The 16,161-nt window shown below is 62.5% G+C and carries 4 protein-coding genes; all 4 read left to right on the top strand.

The annotated features are described in order from the left end of the window. Positions 1-310 precede the first annotated feature (310 nt). Positions 311-3,712, top strand: coding sequence for an amino acid adenylation domain-containing protein (locus AAAB16_RS04460; RefSeq protein WP_340662255.1), 3,402 nt, complete (start codon positions 311-313; stop codon positions 3,710-3,712). Positions 3,713-3,714: 2 nt separating this feature from the next. Further along, positions 3,715-11,556 (top strand): amino acid adenylation domain-containing protein, encoded by a 7,842-nt coding sequence (locus tag AAAB16_RS04455; protein ID WP_340662254.1) that lies wholly within the window; start codon positions 3,715-3,717, stop codon positions 11,554-11,556. After that, entirely contained in the window at positions 11,549-15,637 is a 4,089-nt protein-coding gene (locus AAAB16_RS04450; protein ID WP_340662253.1) for an amino acid adenylation domain-containing protein, read from the top strand. The genes AAAB16_RS04455 and AAAB16_RS04450 overlap by 8 nt, the downstream gene beginning before the upstream one ends. A 142-nt stretch (positions 15,638-15,779) precedes the next feature. Beyond that, positions 15,780-16,161 (top strand): ESPR-type extended signal peptide-containing protein (locus AAAB16_RS04445; protein ID WP_340662252.1); only part of this gene is annotated, 382 nt, incomplete at its 3' end.

Raw genomic sequence — 16,161 nt, 5'->3', positions numbered from 1 at the left:
GTCACGCACATAAAAGCAAAAGCCGGTGCGCACAGCACACCCTACGGCTCGCGCGCATAAGGCGCGAAACCAAACGCTCAGCCCACGCGGTAACGAATACCGTCACGCACATAAAAGCAAAAGCCGGTGCGCACAGCACACCCTACGGCTCGCGCGCGTAAGGCGCGAAACCAAACGTTCAGCCCACGCGGTAACGAAGAACGCCACCAACTACGAAGCAAACAGCCCCACCCCTAAATCCAACCCCCGTCCCTTCGTTCAACTGGTATCGCGGCATCTCCCGCCCACCCATTTCCGGTTCGGACGAAACATGAGCACTTCTGACACCTCCCTGGCCCGCCGCTTTATCGAACTGCCCGCCGAAAAACGCCGCCTATTTCTGGCCGCCTTGCAGGCCGAACAGATTGACTTCGCCCAGTACCCCATCGTGCCGGTGCCCGGCCACGCCGACCGCGACCAACTGTCTTACGCGCAACAACGCATGTGGTTTCTCTGGCAACTAGAGCCGCATAGCGCCGCCTATAACCTGCCCAGTGCCGTGCGCCTGCTCGGCCCGCTCAATTGCCACGCCTTGGAGCAAAGTTTCCAAGCCTTGGTGCAGCGCCATGAAAGCCTGCGCACTACCTTTGTTCAACGCGGTGAACAGGGCTGGCAGCAGGTTGCCGAGCGGGCGACCTTGCCGGTGCAGTTCACCGACCTCAGCGCGCTGGCCAACAGCGAAAAACAGCAACAAACCCAGCACCACGTCGCCCAGCAAGCCGCACAGCCGTTCGATTTGCAAACCGGCCCGTTGCTGCGCGTGCAGGTGCTGCGCTTGGCCGCTGAGGAGCATGTGCTGCTGTTGACCATGCACCACATCATTGCCGATGGCTGGTCGATGAATATCCTGATTCAGGAGTTTATGGCCGGCTACGACGCCTTTGCCGCCGGCCAGCCGCTGCACTTGCCGGCGCTAACCGCGCAATACCGTGACTATGGCCTGTGGCAGCGCAGTTGGCTGGAGGCCGGCGAGCGTGAGCGGCAGCTGGCGTATTGGCGCACGCACCTGGGCGATGAACATCCGCTGTTGGAACTGCCCACTGACCACCCGCGCCCGGCGCTGCCCAGCCATGCCGGCGCACGCCTGGAGTTCAGTTTGGAGGCGGGCTTGCAGCAGGCGCTTAAAGCGCTGGCCAAGCGCAGTGGCGTGACCTTGTTTGTGGTGCTGTTGGCCAGCTTTAAGGTGCTGTTGCACCGCTATAGCGGCCAGGGCGATATCCGCGTTGGCGGTCTGATTGCTAACCGCACCCGCAGTGAAAGCGAAGGGCTGATTGGCTTTTTTGTGAATACCCAGGTGCTGCGCAGCCAATTAAGTGGCGAGCTGCCGTTTAGCCGTTTGCTGGAACAGGTGAAGCAGGCCACCACCGGCGCCCAGGCCCATCAAGAGCTGCCGTTCGATGCCGTGCTGGAGGCGTTGCAGCCTTCGCGCAGCCAAAGCCATAACCCGCTGTTTCAGGTGATGTTTAATCATCAGCCGTTGGTCACCGACGTTAGCGAAATGCAACTGGCCGGCGGCTTGCGTGTGGCCCATCTGGAAGCCGGGCAGGGCGCTGGCGGCGCCCGTCAGCACGCGGCAGCCAGCGATTTGATGCTGGAAACCCGCGAGGAGGGCGAGCAGCTGTTGGCGGCGATTACTTACGCCACCGACCTGTTTGAAGCGACCACCATCGAGCGCCTGGCAAGCCACTGGCGCCATCTGCTACAGGCCATCACCGAGGCGCCGGAGCAGCCCATCGGCAGCTTGCCGTTGTTGCGCGCTGCTGAGCAGCAACGTCAGCACGCGAACAACGCCTACCAGCAATTGCCTGCCGTCGAACCGCCGGTACAGCAGCTTTTCGAGCACCAAGTAGAGCGCACGCCAAACGCGGTGGCGGTGCAATTGGCGGGTAGTCAGCAAAGCCTCAGTTACCGCGAACTGAATAGCCGCGCTAACCGGTTGGCCTGGCGCCTAAATGAGATGGGCATTGGCCACGGCAGTTTGGTAGCGGTGCTGCTGGGGCGCGATTTAAGTCTGCCGGTGGCGTTGTTGGCGGTGCTAAAAAGCGGCGCTGCCTATGTGCCGCTGGACCCCAATCAATCCGCCGAGCGTCTGGCCAAGGTCTGCGCCGCCAGTGGTGTGCAATTGCTGCTCTGCCAAGGCGCTAGCCTGCCGGACTTGGCCGGCATCGCCAGCCTTTGTGTTGAGCAGGAAAGCGATTGGCTGGAAGGCTATAGCGATAGCAACCTCAACCTGGCCGTGCACCCCGAGCAACTGGCCTATGTAATCTACACCTCCGGCTCCACCGGCCAGCCCAAGGGCGTGGCCATCAGCCATGGCGCGCTGGCCGGCTTTAGTCAGCTGGCCGCCGAGTACAGCGAGCTGCAGCCTAGCGACCGCGTGTTGCAATTTGCCACGGCCAGCTTTGATGGTTTTGTTGAGCAGTTTTACCCGCCGCTGATCCGTGGCGCCGCCGTGGTGCTGCGTGATGCCCGCACCTGGGACAGCGAAACCTGGTTGCTCGCGGTGCAGCAGCACGGCATTACCTTGGCCGATTTGCCCGCCGCGTATTGGCATATGTTGGTCAAGGATTTCGCCCAAGGCGCGCCCCGTGATTTTGCTCAGCTGCGGCAGATTCATGTGGGCGGCGAAGCCATGGCTGTGGAGGGCTTGCAGCTGTCGCAGCGCGCCGGGCTGGGCGCCGTGCGTCTGCTTAATACCTATGGCCCGACCGAAGCCACGGTGGTGTCGAGCATTTACGACTGCACCGGCCTGCGGACGGAGCAGGTCAGCTGGCGTGGCATTGCCATTGGCCGGCCACTGCCGGGCACGCGCTTGTACGTGTTGGACGGCGAGCTCAATCTGCTGCCGCAAGGTGCCATCGGTGAGCTGTATATCGGCGGCCCTGGCCTGGCGCGTGGTTATCACGGCCAGCCGGCATTGACCGCCGAACGGTTTGTCGCCGACCCGTTTAACCCCGGCCAACGCCTGTACCGCAGCGGTGACCGCGTGCGCTGCCGGGCCGATGGCGCGCTGGAGTACATCGGCCGCGTCGACCACCAAGTGAAGATTCGCGGCTTTCGTATCGAGCTTGGCGAAGTCGAAGCACGGTTGCAGCAATGCGCCGGAGTGCGCGAAGCATTGGTGGTGGCGGCAGACCTAGGCAGCGGCGCCACCTTGGTGGCCTATATCGTGCCCGAGCAGGCCGGTTTGGCCCTGGCCGATGCCAGCGCGCAACAGCCGTTCCGTCAGCAGCTACGCGCCAGCCTGCAAGCCAACCTGGCCGACTATATGGTGCCCAGCCACCTGCTGTTGCTGGCCAAAATGCCGCTTACCAGCAGCGGCAAACTCGACCGCAAAGCCCTGCCAAAACCCGACCCCACCCAATTGCAAAGCCACTACCGCGCGCCGCACAGCGAGCTGGAAATTGCCCTGGCAGGCATCTGGATGGAGGTTTTGCAGGTGCCGCGCATCGGCCTCGACGACAGCTTTTTCGACCTCGGCGGCCACTCGCTGCTGGCCGCCCAAGTAGTGGCGCGTATCAAGCGTGAACTAGGCCTAAGCCTGCCGCTGCGCAGCCTGTTCGAGCGCCCGCTGTTGGCTGATCTGGCCGCCGAATTGGCCAGCCAACAGAGCCATGGCGCAGCGGATTGGGACGAGATGGAAGCCTTTATAAATGAATTGGAAGAGGTTTGAGCATGACCCCGAACACCCCCGCACGTATCGCGCAAACGTTTATCGGGTTGTCGCTTGAACAACGTCGCCAGTTCCTCGCCAAGCTGCAAGAAAGCGGCAAAGACTTCAGCCTGCTGCCCATCGTCCCTAGCCGGCATAGTCAGGCCAGTTTGCCGCTGTCTTACGCGCAGCAGCGTTTGCTGTTTCTCTGGCAGATGGAGCCCCACAGCGCCGCCTATAACATGGCCGCGGCCTTGCGTTTAACCGGTGAACTGGATGAAGCGCGCCTGCAAGTGGCCTTTGATGGTCTGCTCCAGCGCCACGAAGCGCTGCGCACGGTTTTCCATATCGACGGCGAGCAGGCCGAGCAACGGGTATTGCCGGTGCCGGCCTTGGCTATTCAGCGCCTTGACGTCAGCGAAGCGCAGTTGCAACAGGCGGTAGATGCCGAAGTCGGCAACCCCTTCGACCTGCTCAACGGCCCGCTGCTACGGGCAACGTTGCTGCGCTTGAGTGCCACGGAGCAGGTGCTGCTGGTGTGTATGCACCATATCGTCAGCGATGGCTGGTCGATGGATGTCATGGTCCGCGAGTTTGTGCAGCTCTATCAGCAAGGCGCCGCCAGCCTGCCGGAGCTGCCGGTGCAATACGCCGACTATGCCCTGTGGCAACGACGCTGGCTGGAGGCCGGCGAGGGCGAGCGGCAATTGGCCTATTGGCGTGAGCAGTTGGGCGATGAGCATCCGCTGTTGCAGGTGGCGCCAGACTTCCCGCGGCCGCCGGTACAGAGCTACGCCGGCGCCACGGTGCGCTTCGACTTTGGCGCGCCATTGTCCCAGCGTATGCACGCGTTTGCCCGCAGCCAGGGCGTGACCCTGTTTATGCTGACCCTGGCCGGCTACAGCCTGTTTTTGGCCCGCCATAGCGGCCAGCACGACATCCGCATCGGCGTGCCCAATGCCAACCGTGGCCGCGAAGAAGTGGAAGGGCTGATCGGCTTTTTTATCAACACCCAAGTGCTGCGCTGCCAGATCGATTTGCGCCAAAGCTTTAGCCAATTGCTCGCCCACGTGCGCGATACCAGTCTGGCTGCCCAAGCCCATCAGCAACTGCCGTTTGAGCAGTTAGTGGAGGCCTTGCAGCCCGAGCGCAGCCTGGGCCATAACCCGCTGTTCCAGGCCAAGTTCAACCAGAACGTCGGTATGCAACGGCGCCAAGCCCTGCAACTGCCAGGGCTGAGCGTGGCGGAATACCCGCTGGATAAAGTTGGCACGCACTTCGACCTGGCCCTGGATATCACCGACAGCGGTGTCAGTGTGTTGGGGGAGATGACCTATGCCAGCGACCTCTATCAGCCGGCCAGCATCCACGCTTTTATTGCCAGCCTGCGCGAGCTATTTGAGCAGGTGCTGGCGCAGCCGGATGCGCCGCTGCTAAGCCTTGTCGCCAGCCCGGAACCCGTCATCGCTGCTGACCGCAGCGAACTGCCATTGGTGTTGCAGCGCTGGGATCAACAGGTGGACCGCCAGCCAGAAGCCCTGGCCGCGGTGTATGGCGACATACGTTTGAGCTATGCCGAGCTGGATAGCCAAGCCAATCGCCTGGCGGCGCAGTTGCAGGGTGTGGGCGTGCGACCCGGTATGCCAGTGGCGGTGCTGCTGGAACGCTCAATGGACTGGTTAGTCAGCCTGCTGGCCACGCTAAAAGTGGGCGCGGTGTATATGCCGCTGGATACTAAAGCGCCCACTGACCGTCTGGCGCAAATGCTGGAGCGTGCAAAGGCCAAGCTGGTGGTGCTGGCCGCCGATGATGCCCGCCACGATGGCTTGGGTTGCCCCGCGTTGCGCTATGCGCCGGAACACTGGCAATACGTCGAAGCCGCAGAGCCGGTACCGCTGCACCGGCAAAGCCCCGCTTATGTGATTCACACCTCCGGTTCTACCGGCCAGCCCAAGGGCGTGGTGGTCAGCCATGGCGCGCTGGCCAGTTATGTCGATGGCGTGCTGGAGCGCTTGGCCTTGCCCGAGGGCGCGAGCATGGCGCTGGTCTCCACCATCGCCGCCGACCTGGGCCACACCCTGGTGTTCGGCGCGCTGTGTTCCGGGCGGCCGCTGCATGTGCTGGAGCAGGAACTGGCCTTCGACCCCGACCGCTTTGCCGCCTATATGGCCGCGCAGCAGATCGCCGTGTTGAAGATTGTGCCCAGCCACCTTAACGGCCTGCTGCAAGCCGCTAGTGCCGCCGATGTGTTGCCCAGCCACACCTTGGTAGTGGGCGGCGAGGCCTGCTCGCAGGCGCTGTATCAGCGCGTGCGTGCGTTAAAGCCGAGCTGCCGGGTGATCAACCATTACGGCCCCAGCGAAACCACGGTCGGCGTGCTCACCCATGAGCAAAGCGGCGAGCTGGAGCAGGGCAATGTGCCGCTGGGCACGGCGCTGCCCGGTGCGCATCTGTATGTGCTGGATGACCTGCTGAATCCCGTGCCGGAAAGGGTCGCGGGCGAGCTGTATATCGGCGGTGCCAGCGTTGCCCAAGGCTACTTGGGCCAAGCGGCGTTGACCGCTGAACGCTTTGTGCCCGACCCCTATGGCCCGCCCGGCGCCCGCGTGTACCGCAGCGGCGATCGAGTGCGGCGCACGGCCGATGGCCTGCTGCATTTTCTCGGTCGCACCGATGACCAAGTGAAGATTCGCGGCTACCGCGTCGAGCCCGGTGAAGTGGCCAAGGTGCTGCGTCAGCTCCCCGGCATTCAAGATGCCGCCGTGCTCGCCGTGCCCGTCCAAGAGCAACTGCAACTGGTGGCCTACTGCGTTGGCAGCCTGAATGCGCAGGCGATCAAAGAACAACTGCAAGCCCAGCTCAGCGACTACCTGGTGCCGGCGCATATCGTGCTGCTGGAACAGCTACCGCTAACCGCCAATGGCAAGCTCGACCGCCGCGCCTTGCCCGGCCCGCAGGTGCAGCAATCGTCTTACGCTGCGCCGACTAACGAGGTGGAAAGCACCTTGGCGGCGATCTGGCAGGACGTGCTGAAAGTGGCCCAGGTGGGTGTGCACGACAACTTCTTCGAACTCGGCGGCGACTCCATCCTTAGCCTGCAAATCATCGCCCGGGCCAAACGCCAAGGCCTGAAACTGACGCCCCGCCAGTTGTTTGAAAAACAAACCATCGCGCAACTGGCACAGGTGGCCAAAGCTGTGACGGCCAAGGTTGTCGCGCCGTTGCCGAGCGCTGCCGAAAGCGTCTTGCTGCCAGTGCAACAGCGCTTCTTTGAACTGGCGCTGGAGCAGCCGCAGCACTACAACCAGGCCGTGCTTTTGCAACCGCGTCAGCCCTTGAGTGCGGAGGTATTGAGCGCCGCCTTGCAGCGTTTGCAGCAACAGCATGAAGCCTTGCGCTTTGGCTTCCAGCGCGCGGGCAACCGCTGGCTGGCGCGAGCGCGGGCCACGGCCGATAGCGAGCTGTTGTGGCAGCGGTCGGCTGCCGATAGCGCAGAACTCACCGCCATCGCCGAACAGGCGCAACGCAGCCTCGATTTGCACAACGGCCCGCTGCTGCGTGCCGTGCTGTTTACCTTGGCCGATGGCAGCCAACGGTTGCTCCTGGTTATTCACCACCTGGTGGTAGACGGCGTGAGCTGGCGCGTGCTGCTCGAAGACCTGCAAGCGCTGTACAGCGGCCAACCGCTGGACCCGGCGCCAAGCCAACAACACTGGGCCGAACGCCTAAGCCAATGGACACAACATGCCGGCGCCGCCGAACTCAACTACTGGGTAGGGTGTGCTGCGCGCACCAGTGCGCCCTCGGATGAAACGCTTGGTGCGTACAGCACACCCGACGAGACTCTGCCTGGCGCTGTTGAAGATGCCAGCTTACGGATTGAGCACGGCCACAGCGTGTATTGCCGCCTTAACGCTGAGCAAACGCGGCAACTGCTGCAACACGCGCCGACTGCCTACCGCACCCAGGTCAACGACCTGCTGCTCACCGCCCTGGCCCGCACGCTGTGTCAGTGGAGCGGGCAGGGCAGTGCGCTTGTTCAACTTGAAGGCCACGGCCGCGAGGGGCTGTTTGACGATGTCGATCTATCGCGCAGCGTCGGCTGGTTTACCAGCTTGTTCCCGCTGGCTTTAACGCCATCGGCAGACGTGGCCGAGTCCATCCAAACCATCAAAGAACAACTGCGCGCGGTGCCGAATAAGGGGGTCGGTTTTGGCGCTTTGCGTTACCTGGGAGACGCCGAGCAACAGGCGGCTTTGGCCGCCTTGCCGCAACCACGGGTGACCTTTAACTACCTGGGCCAGTTCGACCAGAGCTTTGCCGAGGACGGCCTGTTTGCCCCGGCCAGCGAAAGCGTTGGCGCCACCCAAGGCGTGCACAACAACCTCGGTAACTGGCTCAGCATTAACGGCCAGGTGCTCAACGGTGAGCTGGAGTTGGGCTGGACCTTTAGCCGGGAAATGTTCGATAAAACGCTGATCGCCGACCTCGCCGAGCACTACCTGCATGAGCTGCAAGCCCTTATCGCCCATTGCCTGAGCAGCGAGGCCGGTGGCGCCACGCCGAGCGATTTCCCCCTGGCTGGCTTTACCCAGACGCAGCTACAGCAGTTGCCGTTTGACTTGCGCCAAATCGAGGCCATCTACCCGCTGTCGCCGATGCAGGAAGGCCTGCTGCTGCACACGCTGCTGGAGCCGGGTTCGGGCATTTATATGATGCAGTACTGCTACAGCGTCGACAGTGCCATCGACACCGAACGCTTCCGCCAGGCCTGGCAAGCCGTGGCGCAGCGCCATGATGCACTGCGCACGCGGTTCTCTTGGGGCGTGGGCGAACGTATGGTGCAGGTGGTGCAGCGTATCGCCACGCCGGATGTGCAGATTCATGATTGGCGCGACATTCCGGCCAGCGAGCATGAACGCACGTTGCTGGAAATGCTCGCCGAAGAGCGCCGTGCCGGTTTCGACTTGCAACAGGCGGTGCCGTTTCGTCTGCGCTTGATTCAGTTGGACGAGCAGCGTTTTGGCTTTGTGCTGAGCAACCACCACATCCTGATCGATGCCTGGTGCCGCTCGTTGTTGATGGATGAGTTTTTCGCCCTCTACGCCGCCCTGGCGGAACAGCGCCCGGCCGAGCTGGCGCCGGCCTCGCGCTATGGCGATTTTATTGCCTGGTTGCAGCAGCAAGACCGTCCAGCCTCGGAACGTTTCTGGCGCGAACAACTGGCCGGTTTTGAACAACCCACCAGCCTGCCATTCGACCGCCAGCCGTTGCGCGATGCCAGCCATTCGCTGATTGGCGATTGCCAAACCCAGCTGGACCGCGAGCAAACCCGGCAACTGCACGCCACTGCCCAGCAGTTGCAACTGACCGTAAACACCCTGGTGCAAGCCGCCTGGGCGCTGGTGCTGCACCGCTACAGCGGCGCCCGCGATGTGGTGTTTGGCGTCACCGTGGCCGGGCGCCCGGTGGATATGCCAGAGATGCAGCGCACCGTTGGCCTGTTTATCAACAGCATCGCCTTGCGCGTGCAGCTACCAGAGGCCGGCAGTGGCGTCAGCGTCGGCCAGTGGCTGCAGCAGTTGTTCGCCCTCAATCTGCGTCTGCGTGAGCACGAACATCTGCCATTGGTGGACATTCAAGCGGGCAGCGAAATCGGCAAAGGCCAGCCGTTGTTCGACAGCCTGTTTGTCTTTGAAAACGCGCCCATGGAAGACGGCGTAATGGAGCAGGCGCAGGCCCTTAACGTGACCTCGGACTCGGGCCGCACCCACACCAACTACCCGATGACGGTGGTGATCTACCCAGGTGAGGCGCTGGGGCTACATCTGTCCTACGACCAGCGCTGGTTTGATGACGCCACCGTGCAACAGCTATTGGCCGACTTTCACTACCTGCTGCTGCAACTGGCCGAGCAACCGCAACAGCGCTTCGATGCCTTGCCGCTGTTAGCGCAGCAAGAGCGGCAGCAGTTGCTGCACGATGTTAACCAATCGACCCGCGACTACCCGCTGCAACAGGGCTATGCGCTGCTGTTCGAACAGCAAGCGGCACTTAACGCCGAGCGCGTGGCGGCCAGTTGTGCGGGTGAGCAGTGGAACTACCGCGAGCTTGATCAGCAGGCCAACCGTATGGCCCAAGCGCTGCTGCATGCTGGCGTACAGCCGGACCAACCGGTGGCCTTGCTGGCCGAGCGCGGCTTACCGCTGCTGGGCATGATTGTCGGCACCCTGAAAGCTGCCGCCGGTTACTTGCCACTGGACCCACACCTGCCCGCCGAACGCTTGCGCCATATCCTCACCCTTAGCCGCGCGCCGGTATTGGTCTGCACCGCTGAATGCGTGCCGGCGCTGCAACCGCTATTGGCGGCGGTGGAGGCGGGTCAGCGTCCGCAGCTAGTGGTCTGGGAGCAGTTGCAACAAAGCCATGATGCCCGGGCGCCGCTGCTGCCCATCGGCCCTCGGCACCTGGCCTATGTGATCTACACCTCCGGCTCCACCGGCTTACCAAAAGGCGTGATGGTCGAGCAGGCCGGCATGCTTAATAACCAGTTGAGCAAGCTGCCGTACCTGCACCTCAGCGCCAACGATGTGATCGCCCAAACGGCCTCGCAAAGCTTTGATATTTCCGTCTGGCAGTTCCTCACCGCCGCGCTGTGTGGCGCGCGGGTAGAAATCGTGCCCGACCCGATTGCCCATGACCCGCAGGCGCTGCTCGCCCACGTCAACGCCAGCGGCATTAGTGTGCTGGAAAGTGTGCCGTCACTGATTCAGGGCATGCTCGATGGCGAGCCACTTGCTTTGCCGGGGCTGCGCTGGCTGCTGACTACTGGTGAAGCCATGCCGCCAGAACTGGCGCGGCGTTGGTTACAGCGTTATCCGCATATTCCGCTGATCAACGCCTATGGCCCGGCCGAGTGCTCGGACGATGTGTCGCTAACGCGGGTGAGCGAAGGCGACTTAGCGAGTGTGTATCTGCCTATCGGTTTGCCCACCGATAACAACAGGCTGCATGTGCTTGATGGCCAGCTGGAGCTGGTGGGTGTACGTGCAGTAGGTGAGTTATGTGTGAGTGGTACGGGGGTGGGCCGCGGTTATGTTGGCGACCCGGTGCGCACCGCGCTGGCCTTTGTGCCGGACCCTTACGCCAGCCAGCCCGGCCAACGCCTGTACCGCACCGGCGACCTGGCGCGGCGGCGCAGCGATGGTGTGCTGGAGTATGTCGGCCGCCGCGACCATCAGGTAAAAATCCGTGGTTTCCGCATCGAACTGGGCGAAATCGAAGCACGCCTCAGCGAGTTGCCCGGCGTGCGCGACAGCGCGGTATTGGCGCAAGACCAAGCCAGCGGCCGCCACCTGGTCGCCTATGTGGTGCCAAGCGACACCAATGCCGATGAACAGCAACAACGCAGCTTGCGCGACCGCCTGAAAACCGCGCTCAAACGCCAACTGCCGGACTATATGGTGCCGCAGCAATGGGTGCTGCTCGACAGCATGCCGCTGAACGCCAACGGCAAGCTGGATCGCAAGGTCTTGGCAACCATCGAAAGCCAAGCGCTGCAAGGCGATTTCGCCGCGCCGCAGAGCGAGCTGGAAATGCAGTTGGCGCAGGTGTGGCAGGAACTGCTGCACGTCGAGCGGGTAGGGCGGCACGACAACTTCTTTGAATTGGGCGGCCATTCCTTGCTGCTGGTGCGGGTGATCTCGCGGTTGAAAAACCAGCTGGGCATTGACCTGCCGATGCAGGAGTTCTACCGCGCCAGTACGGTGGCCGAGTTGGCTGCGGTGATCGACAGCCGCGTACCCGTGGATGACTTCGACACCATTTTCGCCACCCTCGATGAATTGGAGGCGGTCGATGCTTAATCCGCAAACAGCCTTGAGCCAAACCGACATGCTGGTGCAACGCATCCGCCCGCTGGGCAATGCCAAGCGCGCTGAACTGTTTCGCTTATTGGCGCAAAAGGGCGTCGACCTGGCGCGCTTGCCCATCGTGCCGCTGGCCGAGCGCCAGGGCTTGCCGCTGTCCTATGCGCAGCAGCGGCAATGGTTTCTCTGGCAACTGGAACCCCACAGCAGTGCTTACAACATGCCCACCGTGTTGCGCCTGCGCGGCTCGCTAAATGTGCCGGCACTGCGCCGCAGTTTCGATGCGCTAGTGGCGCGCCATGAGGTGCTGCGTACGCGCTTTGTGCAAGAGGGTGGCCACGCTTATCAGTGCATTGACGCGCAAGGGCGGGTGCACGTGCAGGAAGAGGACGTTGCGGCAGACTCGGTCGAGCAGGCGATTGCCACCGAAGTCGAGCAGCCCTTCGACCTGATTAATGGCCCCTTGCTGCGAGTCAAACTGCTGCACCTGGGGCCTGACGATATGGTGCTGGTCCTGACCCAACACCATATCGTCAGTGACGCCTGGTCCTTGCAGCTGCTGGTGCAGGAGTTGATTCAGCTGTACCAAGGTTTTAGCCAGGATTTGCCGCCACAATTGCCAGCGTTACCCCTGCAATACGCCGACTACGCGCTGTGGCAACGGCATTGGATGGCCGCTGGTGAACGTGAGCGCCAAGTGCAGTATTGGCAGCAGCAATTGCACGGCGCGCCCAGCGTATTGGAGCTGCCAAGCGACAGGCCGCGCCCGTCCAGCCCAAGCCATCGCGGCGCACAAGTTGGCGGCGAACTACCGGCTGCTTTGGCCGATGGTTTGCGCCAGTTGGCGCGGGCTGAAGGTTGCAGTCTGTTTATGTTGCTGCTGGCCTCGTTTCAACTGGTGTTGCAGCGCTACAGCGGGCAAACGGATATCTGCATCGGCGTGCCCTCGGCCAACCGCAATCGCACGGAAACCCAAAACTTACTGGGTTTTTTCGTCAATACGCTGGTGCTGCGTAGTCGCCTCGACAGCGCCGTTAGCAGCCGCGCGTTGTTGCAACAGGTCAAACGCACCTTGCAAGCTGCCCAGGCCCATCAAGACCTGCCCTTCGAAGAGCTGGTGGAGGTGCTGCGCCCGCAACGCAGCCTTAGCCATAGCCCGTTATTTCAGGTGATGTTTAATCATCAAAGCGACACGTCGATGGGCGAAGCGCCGCTGACGGGCTTGCACATCGAAGCCTTGGGCGGGCAGCGGCATACCGCCAACTTCGACCTGGTATTGGATTGCGTTGAACAGGGCCAAGGCCTGCATGCGCGCTTTACCTACGCCACCGATTTGTTCGATACCAGCACGGTTGAACGCCTGTTCGCGCATTGGCAAAACCTGCTGCAGAGCATGGTTGCCAGACCTGAAATCGCCCTGGCCGAATTGAACATGCTCACCCGCGATGAGCGTGAGTTGCTGCTACACACCTGGAACGCCGCCGGCTTAAACCAGCCGGCCGAGCAGCGCTGCGTGCATCAGTTGATCGAAAGACAAGCCCAGTTGCGCCCAGATGCCGAGGCATTGCGCGTGGGTGAGCAATGCCTGACTTATCAGCAACTCAACGCCTGGGCCAATCGCCTGGCCGCGCAGTTGCGTGAATACGGTGTCGGGCCGGAAGTGCGCGTCGGCATTGCCATCGAGCGTTCACTGGCGATGACCGTCAGTTTGCTCGCCGTGCTCAAAGCCGGTGGCGCCTATGTGCCGCTGGACCCGGCGCATCCCCCCGAGCGCTTGGCCTATATGGTCGAAGACAGCGGCATCGCCTTGTTGCTAACCCAGGCCACGCTGTTGGCACAATTGCCGGTACAACGGCTGCTGGTTGCCGCCGATGGTGCCGACCTGCACGGTTACAGTGCCGACAACGGCAACTATCTGGTACGTGCAGAAAACCTCGCCTACCTGATCTACACCTCCGGCTCCACTGGCAAACCCAAAGGCGTGGCTGTCAGCCACGGGCCGCTGGCCATGCACTGCCTGGCGATTGCCGAGCGCTACGGCATGACGCCCGAGGACCGCGAGCTGCAATTTGCCTCGATCAACTTCGACGGCGCCCACGAACGTTGGCTGGTGCCACTGGTATCCGGCAGCCTACTGATGCTGCGCGACAACGAACTGTGGGACGCCGAACGCTGCTGCGCGGAAATCGCCCGCTATGGCATCACCATCGCCTGCTTTACCCCGAGCTACTTGCAACAGCTGGCCGAGTACGCCGGCGAGGCAGGGCGGCAGTTGCCGATTCGCTCTTACACAGTGGGCGGCGAAGGCACCAGCCGCGCCACGTTTGAACAGATTCAACGGGTGTTGCAGCCAGCGCGGATTATCAACGGCTATGGCCCTACTGAAACGGTGATCACGCCGCTGCTCTGGCGCGCGTACCCGCACACCCGTTTCGATGCGCAATATATGCCCGTCGGCCAGCCCGTCGGCGCGCGCACTGCCTATGTGCTGGACGCCGATTTGCAGCCGGTGCCGGTGGGCATTGCCGGCGAGTTGTATATCGGTGGTGAGGGCGTGGCGCGTGGTTATCACCAGCGGCCGGGGCTGACGGCGGAACGTTTTGTCGCTGACCCGTTCAGTGCCACCGGCGGCCGCCTTTACCGTACCGGCGATCTGGTGCGTTACCGCGATGACGGCGTGGTGGATTACCTCGGTCGCGTCGACCACCAAGTAAAAATTCGCGGTTTCCGCATCGAACTGGGCGAGGTCGAATCGGCCTTGCTTGGCCTGCGCGAAGTACGCGAAGCGGTGGTAACCGTGGCCGGCGAGGAACGCAGCAAACGCCTGCTCGCCTATGTGGTGCTGGCGCCCGACCTTGGCGATGAAAGCGCCGTGTTCGCCAACCTGCGCGCGCAACTGCGCCAGGTGCTGCCCGACTATATGGTGCCGGCGCAATTAGTCGCGCTACCGGCCATGCCGCTAAACCCCAATGGCAAGCTCGACCGCCACGCGTTGCCAGCGCCTAGCCTGGAGCGCAGCGACAACTACCGCGCGCCGGTTACCGCGTTGGAGCAACAGTTGGCGGCGGTATGGAGTGATGTGTTGCAGGTACAGGACATCGGCCTCGATGACAGCTTTTTCGAACTCGGCGGCAACTCGATTCTGGCCCTGGAAGTGATCAGCCGTGTTCGGCAATTGGCCATTCCCGGTTTCAGCCTGTCGCTAAAAACGCTGATGGCCAGCCCGCGCATCAGCGAGCTGGTGCAGGTGCAGGTGCATAGCCATCGTGGGCCGGTGCTGGCCCTGAACCAGGGGCAACGCGCCAGTCGCCAGTTGTTCTGCCTGCATGGCGGGCAGGGCACGGTGTTCGACTACGCGCCGCTGGCCAAAGCGCTGGAACCACACTGGGCGGTACACGGCGTGCAATGCCGCATGCTCCTGGATAGCCAGTGGCTGGACGTATCGCTTGCCAGCATGGTCGCTGACTACGTCGACTACATCACGGCCATACAACCGAGCGGGCCTTACCACCTGCTGGGTTGGTCGCTGGGTGGGGCGTTGAGCGTGCTGGTGGCGGCGGAGCTGGAGCAACGCGGTGCCGAGGTGGCGTTTATGGGCTTGGTCGATAGCTACTTGCCGCAACTGTCGCTTACTTCACCCGCCTGGCCCGAGCGTTTGCAAGAGCGCCTATTGGCCATGCAGGCCGAGCCCACGGGTGTCGCTGCGCTGTGCCAACGCTGGCAAGGGCAGGGCTGGCAACAGATTGATCTGCGCGAGGTATTACCCCTGCTGCAAGGCAATGCTGCGTTGCTAGCACTCGGGCTGAACACGGACGAGCAGCTCAACTGGCTGCGCACCACGTTGCAATTGGACGACCTGGCGCTGGCCCTGGAGCGGTTGCCGCGTACCCAGGTGCAACCGGTTTGTTGGTGGGCCGACAACCGTGAACACAGTGCCGGGCCGCAACTTGATGCGCTGTATGGCGAGCGGCTGTGGCATTGCTCATTGGCCCAAGGCCATTTTGATCTGCTCAAAGGCAAGGCACTGCAGCAAAGCCTACGTGAGCGATTACACGGGTGTGCCGCGCTAACCGCGTGAGGCTATCAGGCGGAGTCGCCTTTTTGCCGACTCCGTCCGAGCCTGGTGCGCCTGCGTCGTAAGAGGCCTTGCGAGCGGTCCTACAGGCACGCGCAGTTATATTTCTTACCGTTGACCGACAGTTCCTCGAAGGGAGTCGGTCATGAACAAACGCTGTTTCCGCCTGATATTTAGTAAGTCTCTTGGTTTTCTGATTCCTGTTGCAGAAACCACCAAAGCCCAGCGCAAGCCTGGGCAGCAAACCACCGCCACCTCACCTCCCAAACCGTTTAACGGGTCGCTCAAGCACTTGGTGTTGTCCGTGCTGCTGGCTGGCATGCCTGGCCTGACAGTGGCGGACATTCTGCCGGACGCCGATAAGCCTTCAGGTACCAGCGTGATCAACGCCGCCAACGGTGTGCCGGTCATTGAAATCGCCAACCCCAATGACAAGGGCTTGTCCCATAACCGTTTTAACCAATTCGATGTGCCGCAGCCTGGGGTGATTTTTAACAACAGCCGGGTTAATGGCCTTAGCCAGTTGG

Source organism: Pseudomonas sp. (assembly GCF_037994325.1).
Lineage (GTDB): Bacteria > Pseudomonadota > Gammaproteobacteria > Pseudomonadales > Pseudomonadaceae > Aquipseudomonas.
This window is presented reverse-complemented; position numbering and strand designations above follow the sequence as displayed.

What these genes read in the sequence shown, in the direction of transcription:
- AAAB16_RS04460 (WP_340662255.1), top strand. Translation starts at nt 311, where the DNA reads ATGAGCACTTCTGACACCTCCCTGGCCCGCCGCTTTATCGAACTGCCC.
- AAAB16_RS04455 (WP_340662254.1), top strand. Translation starts at nt 3,715, where the DNA reads ATGACCCCGAACACCCCCGCACGTATCGCGCAAACGTTTATCGGGTTG.
- AAAB16_RS04450 (WP_340662253.1), top strand. Translation starts at nt 11,549, where the DNA reads ATGCTTAATCCGCAAACAGCCTTGAGCCAAACCGACATGCTGGTGCAA.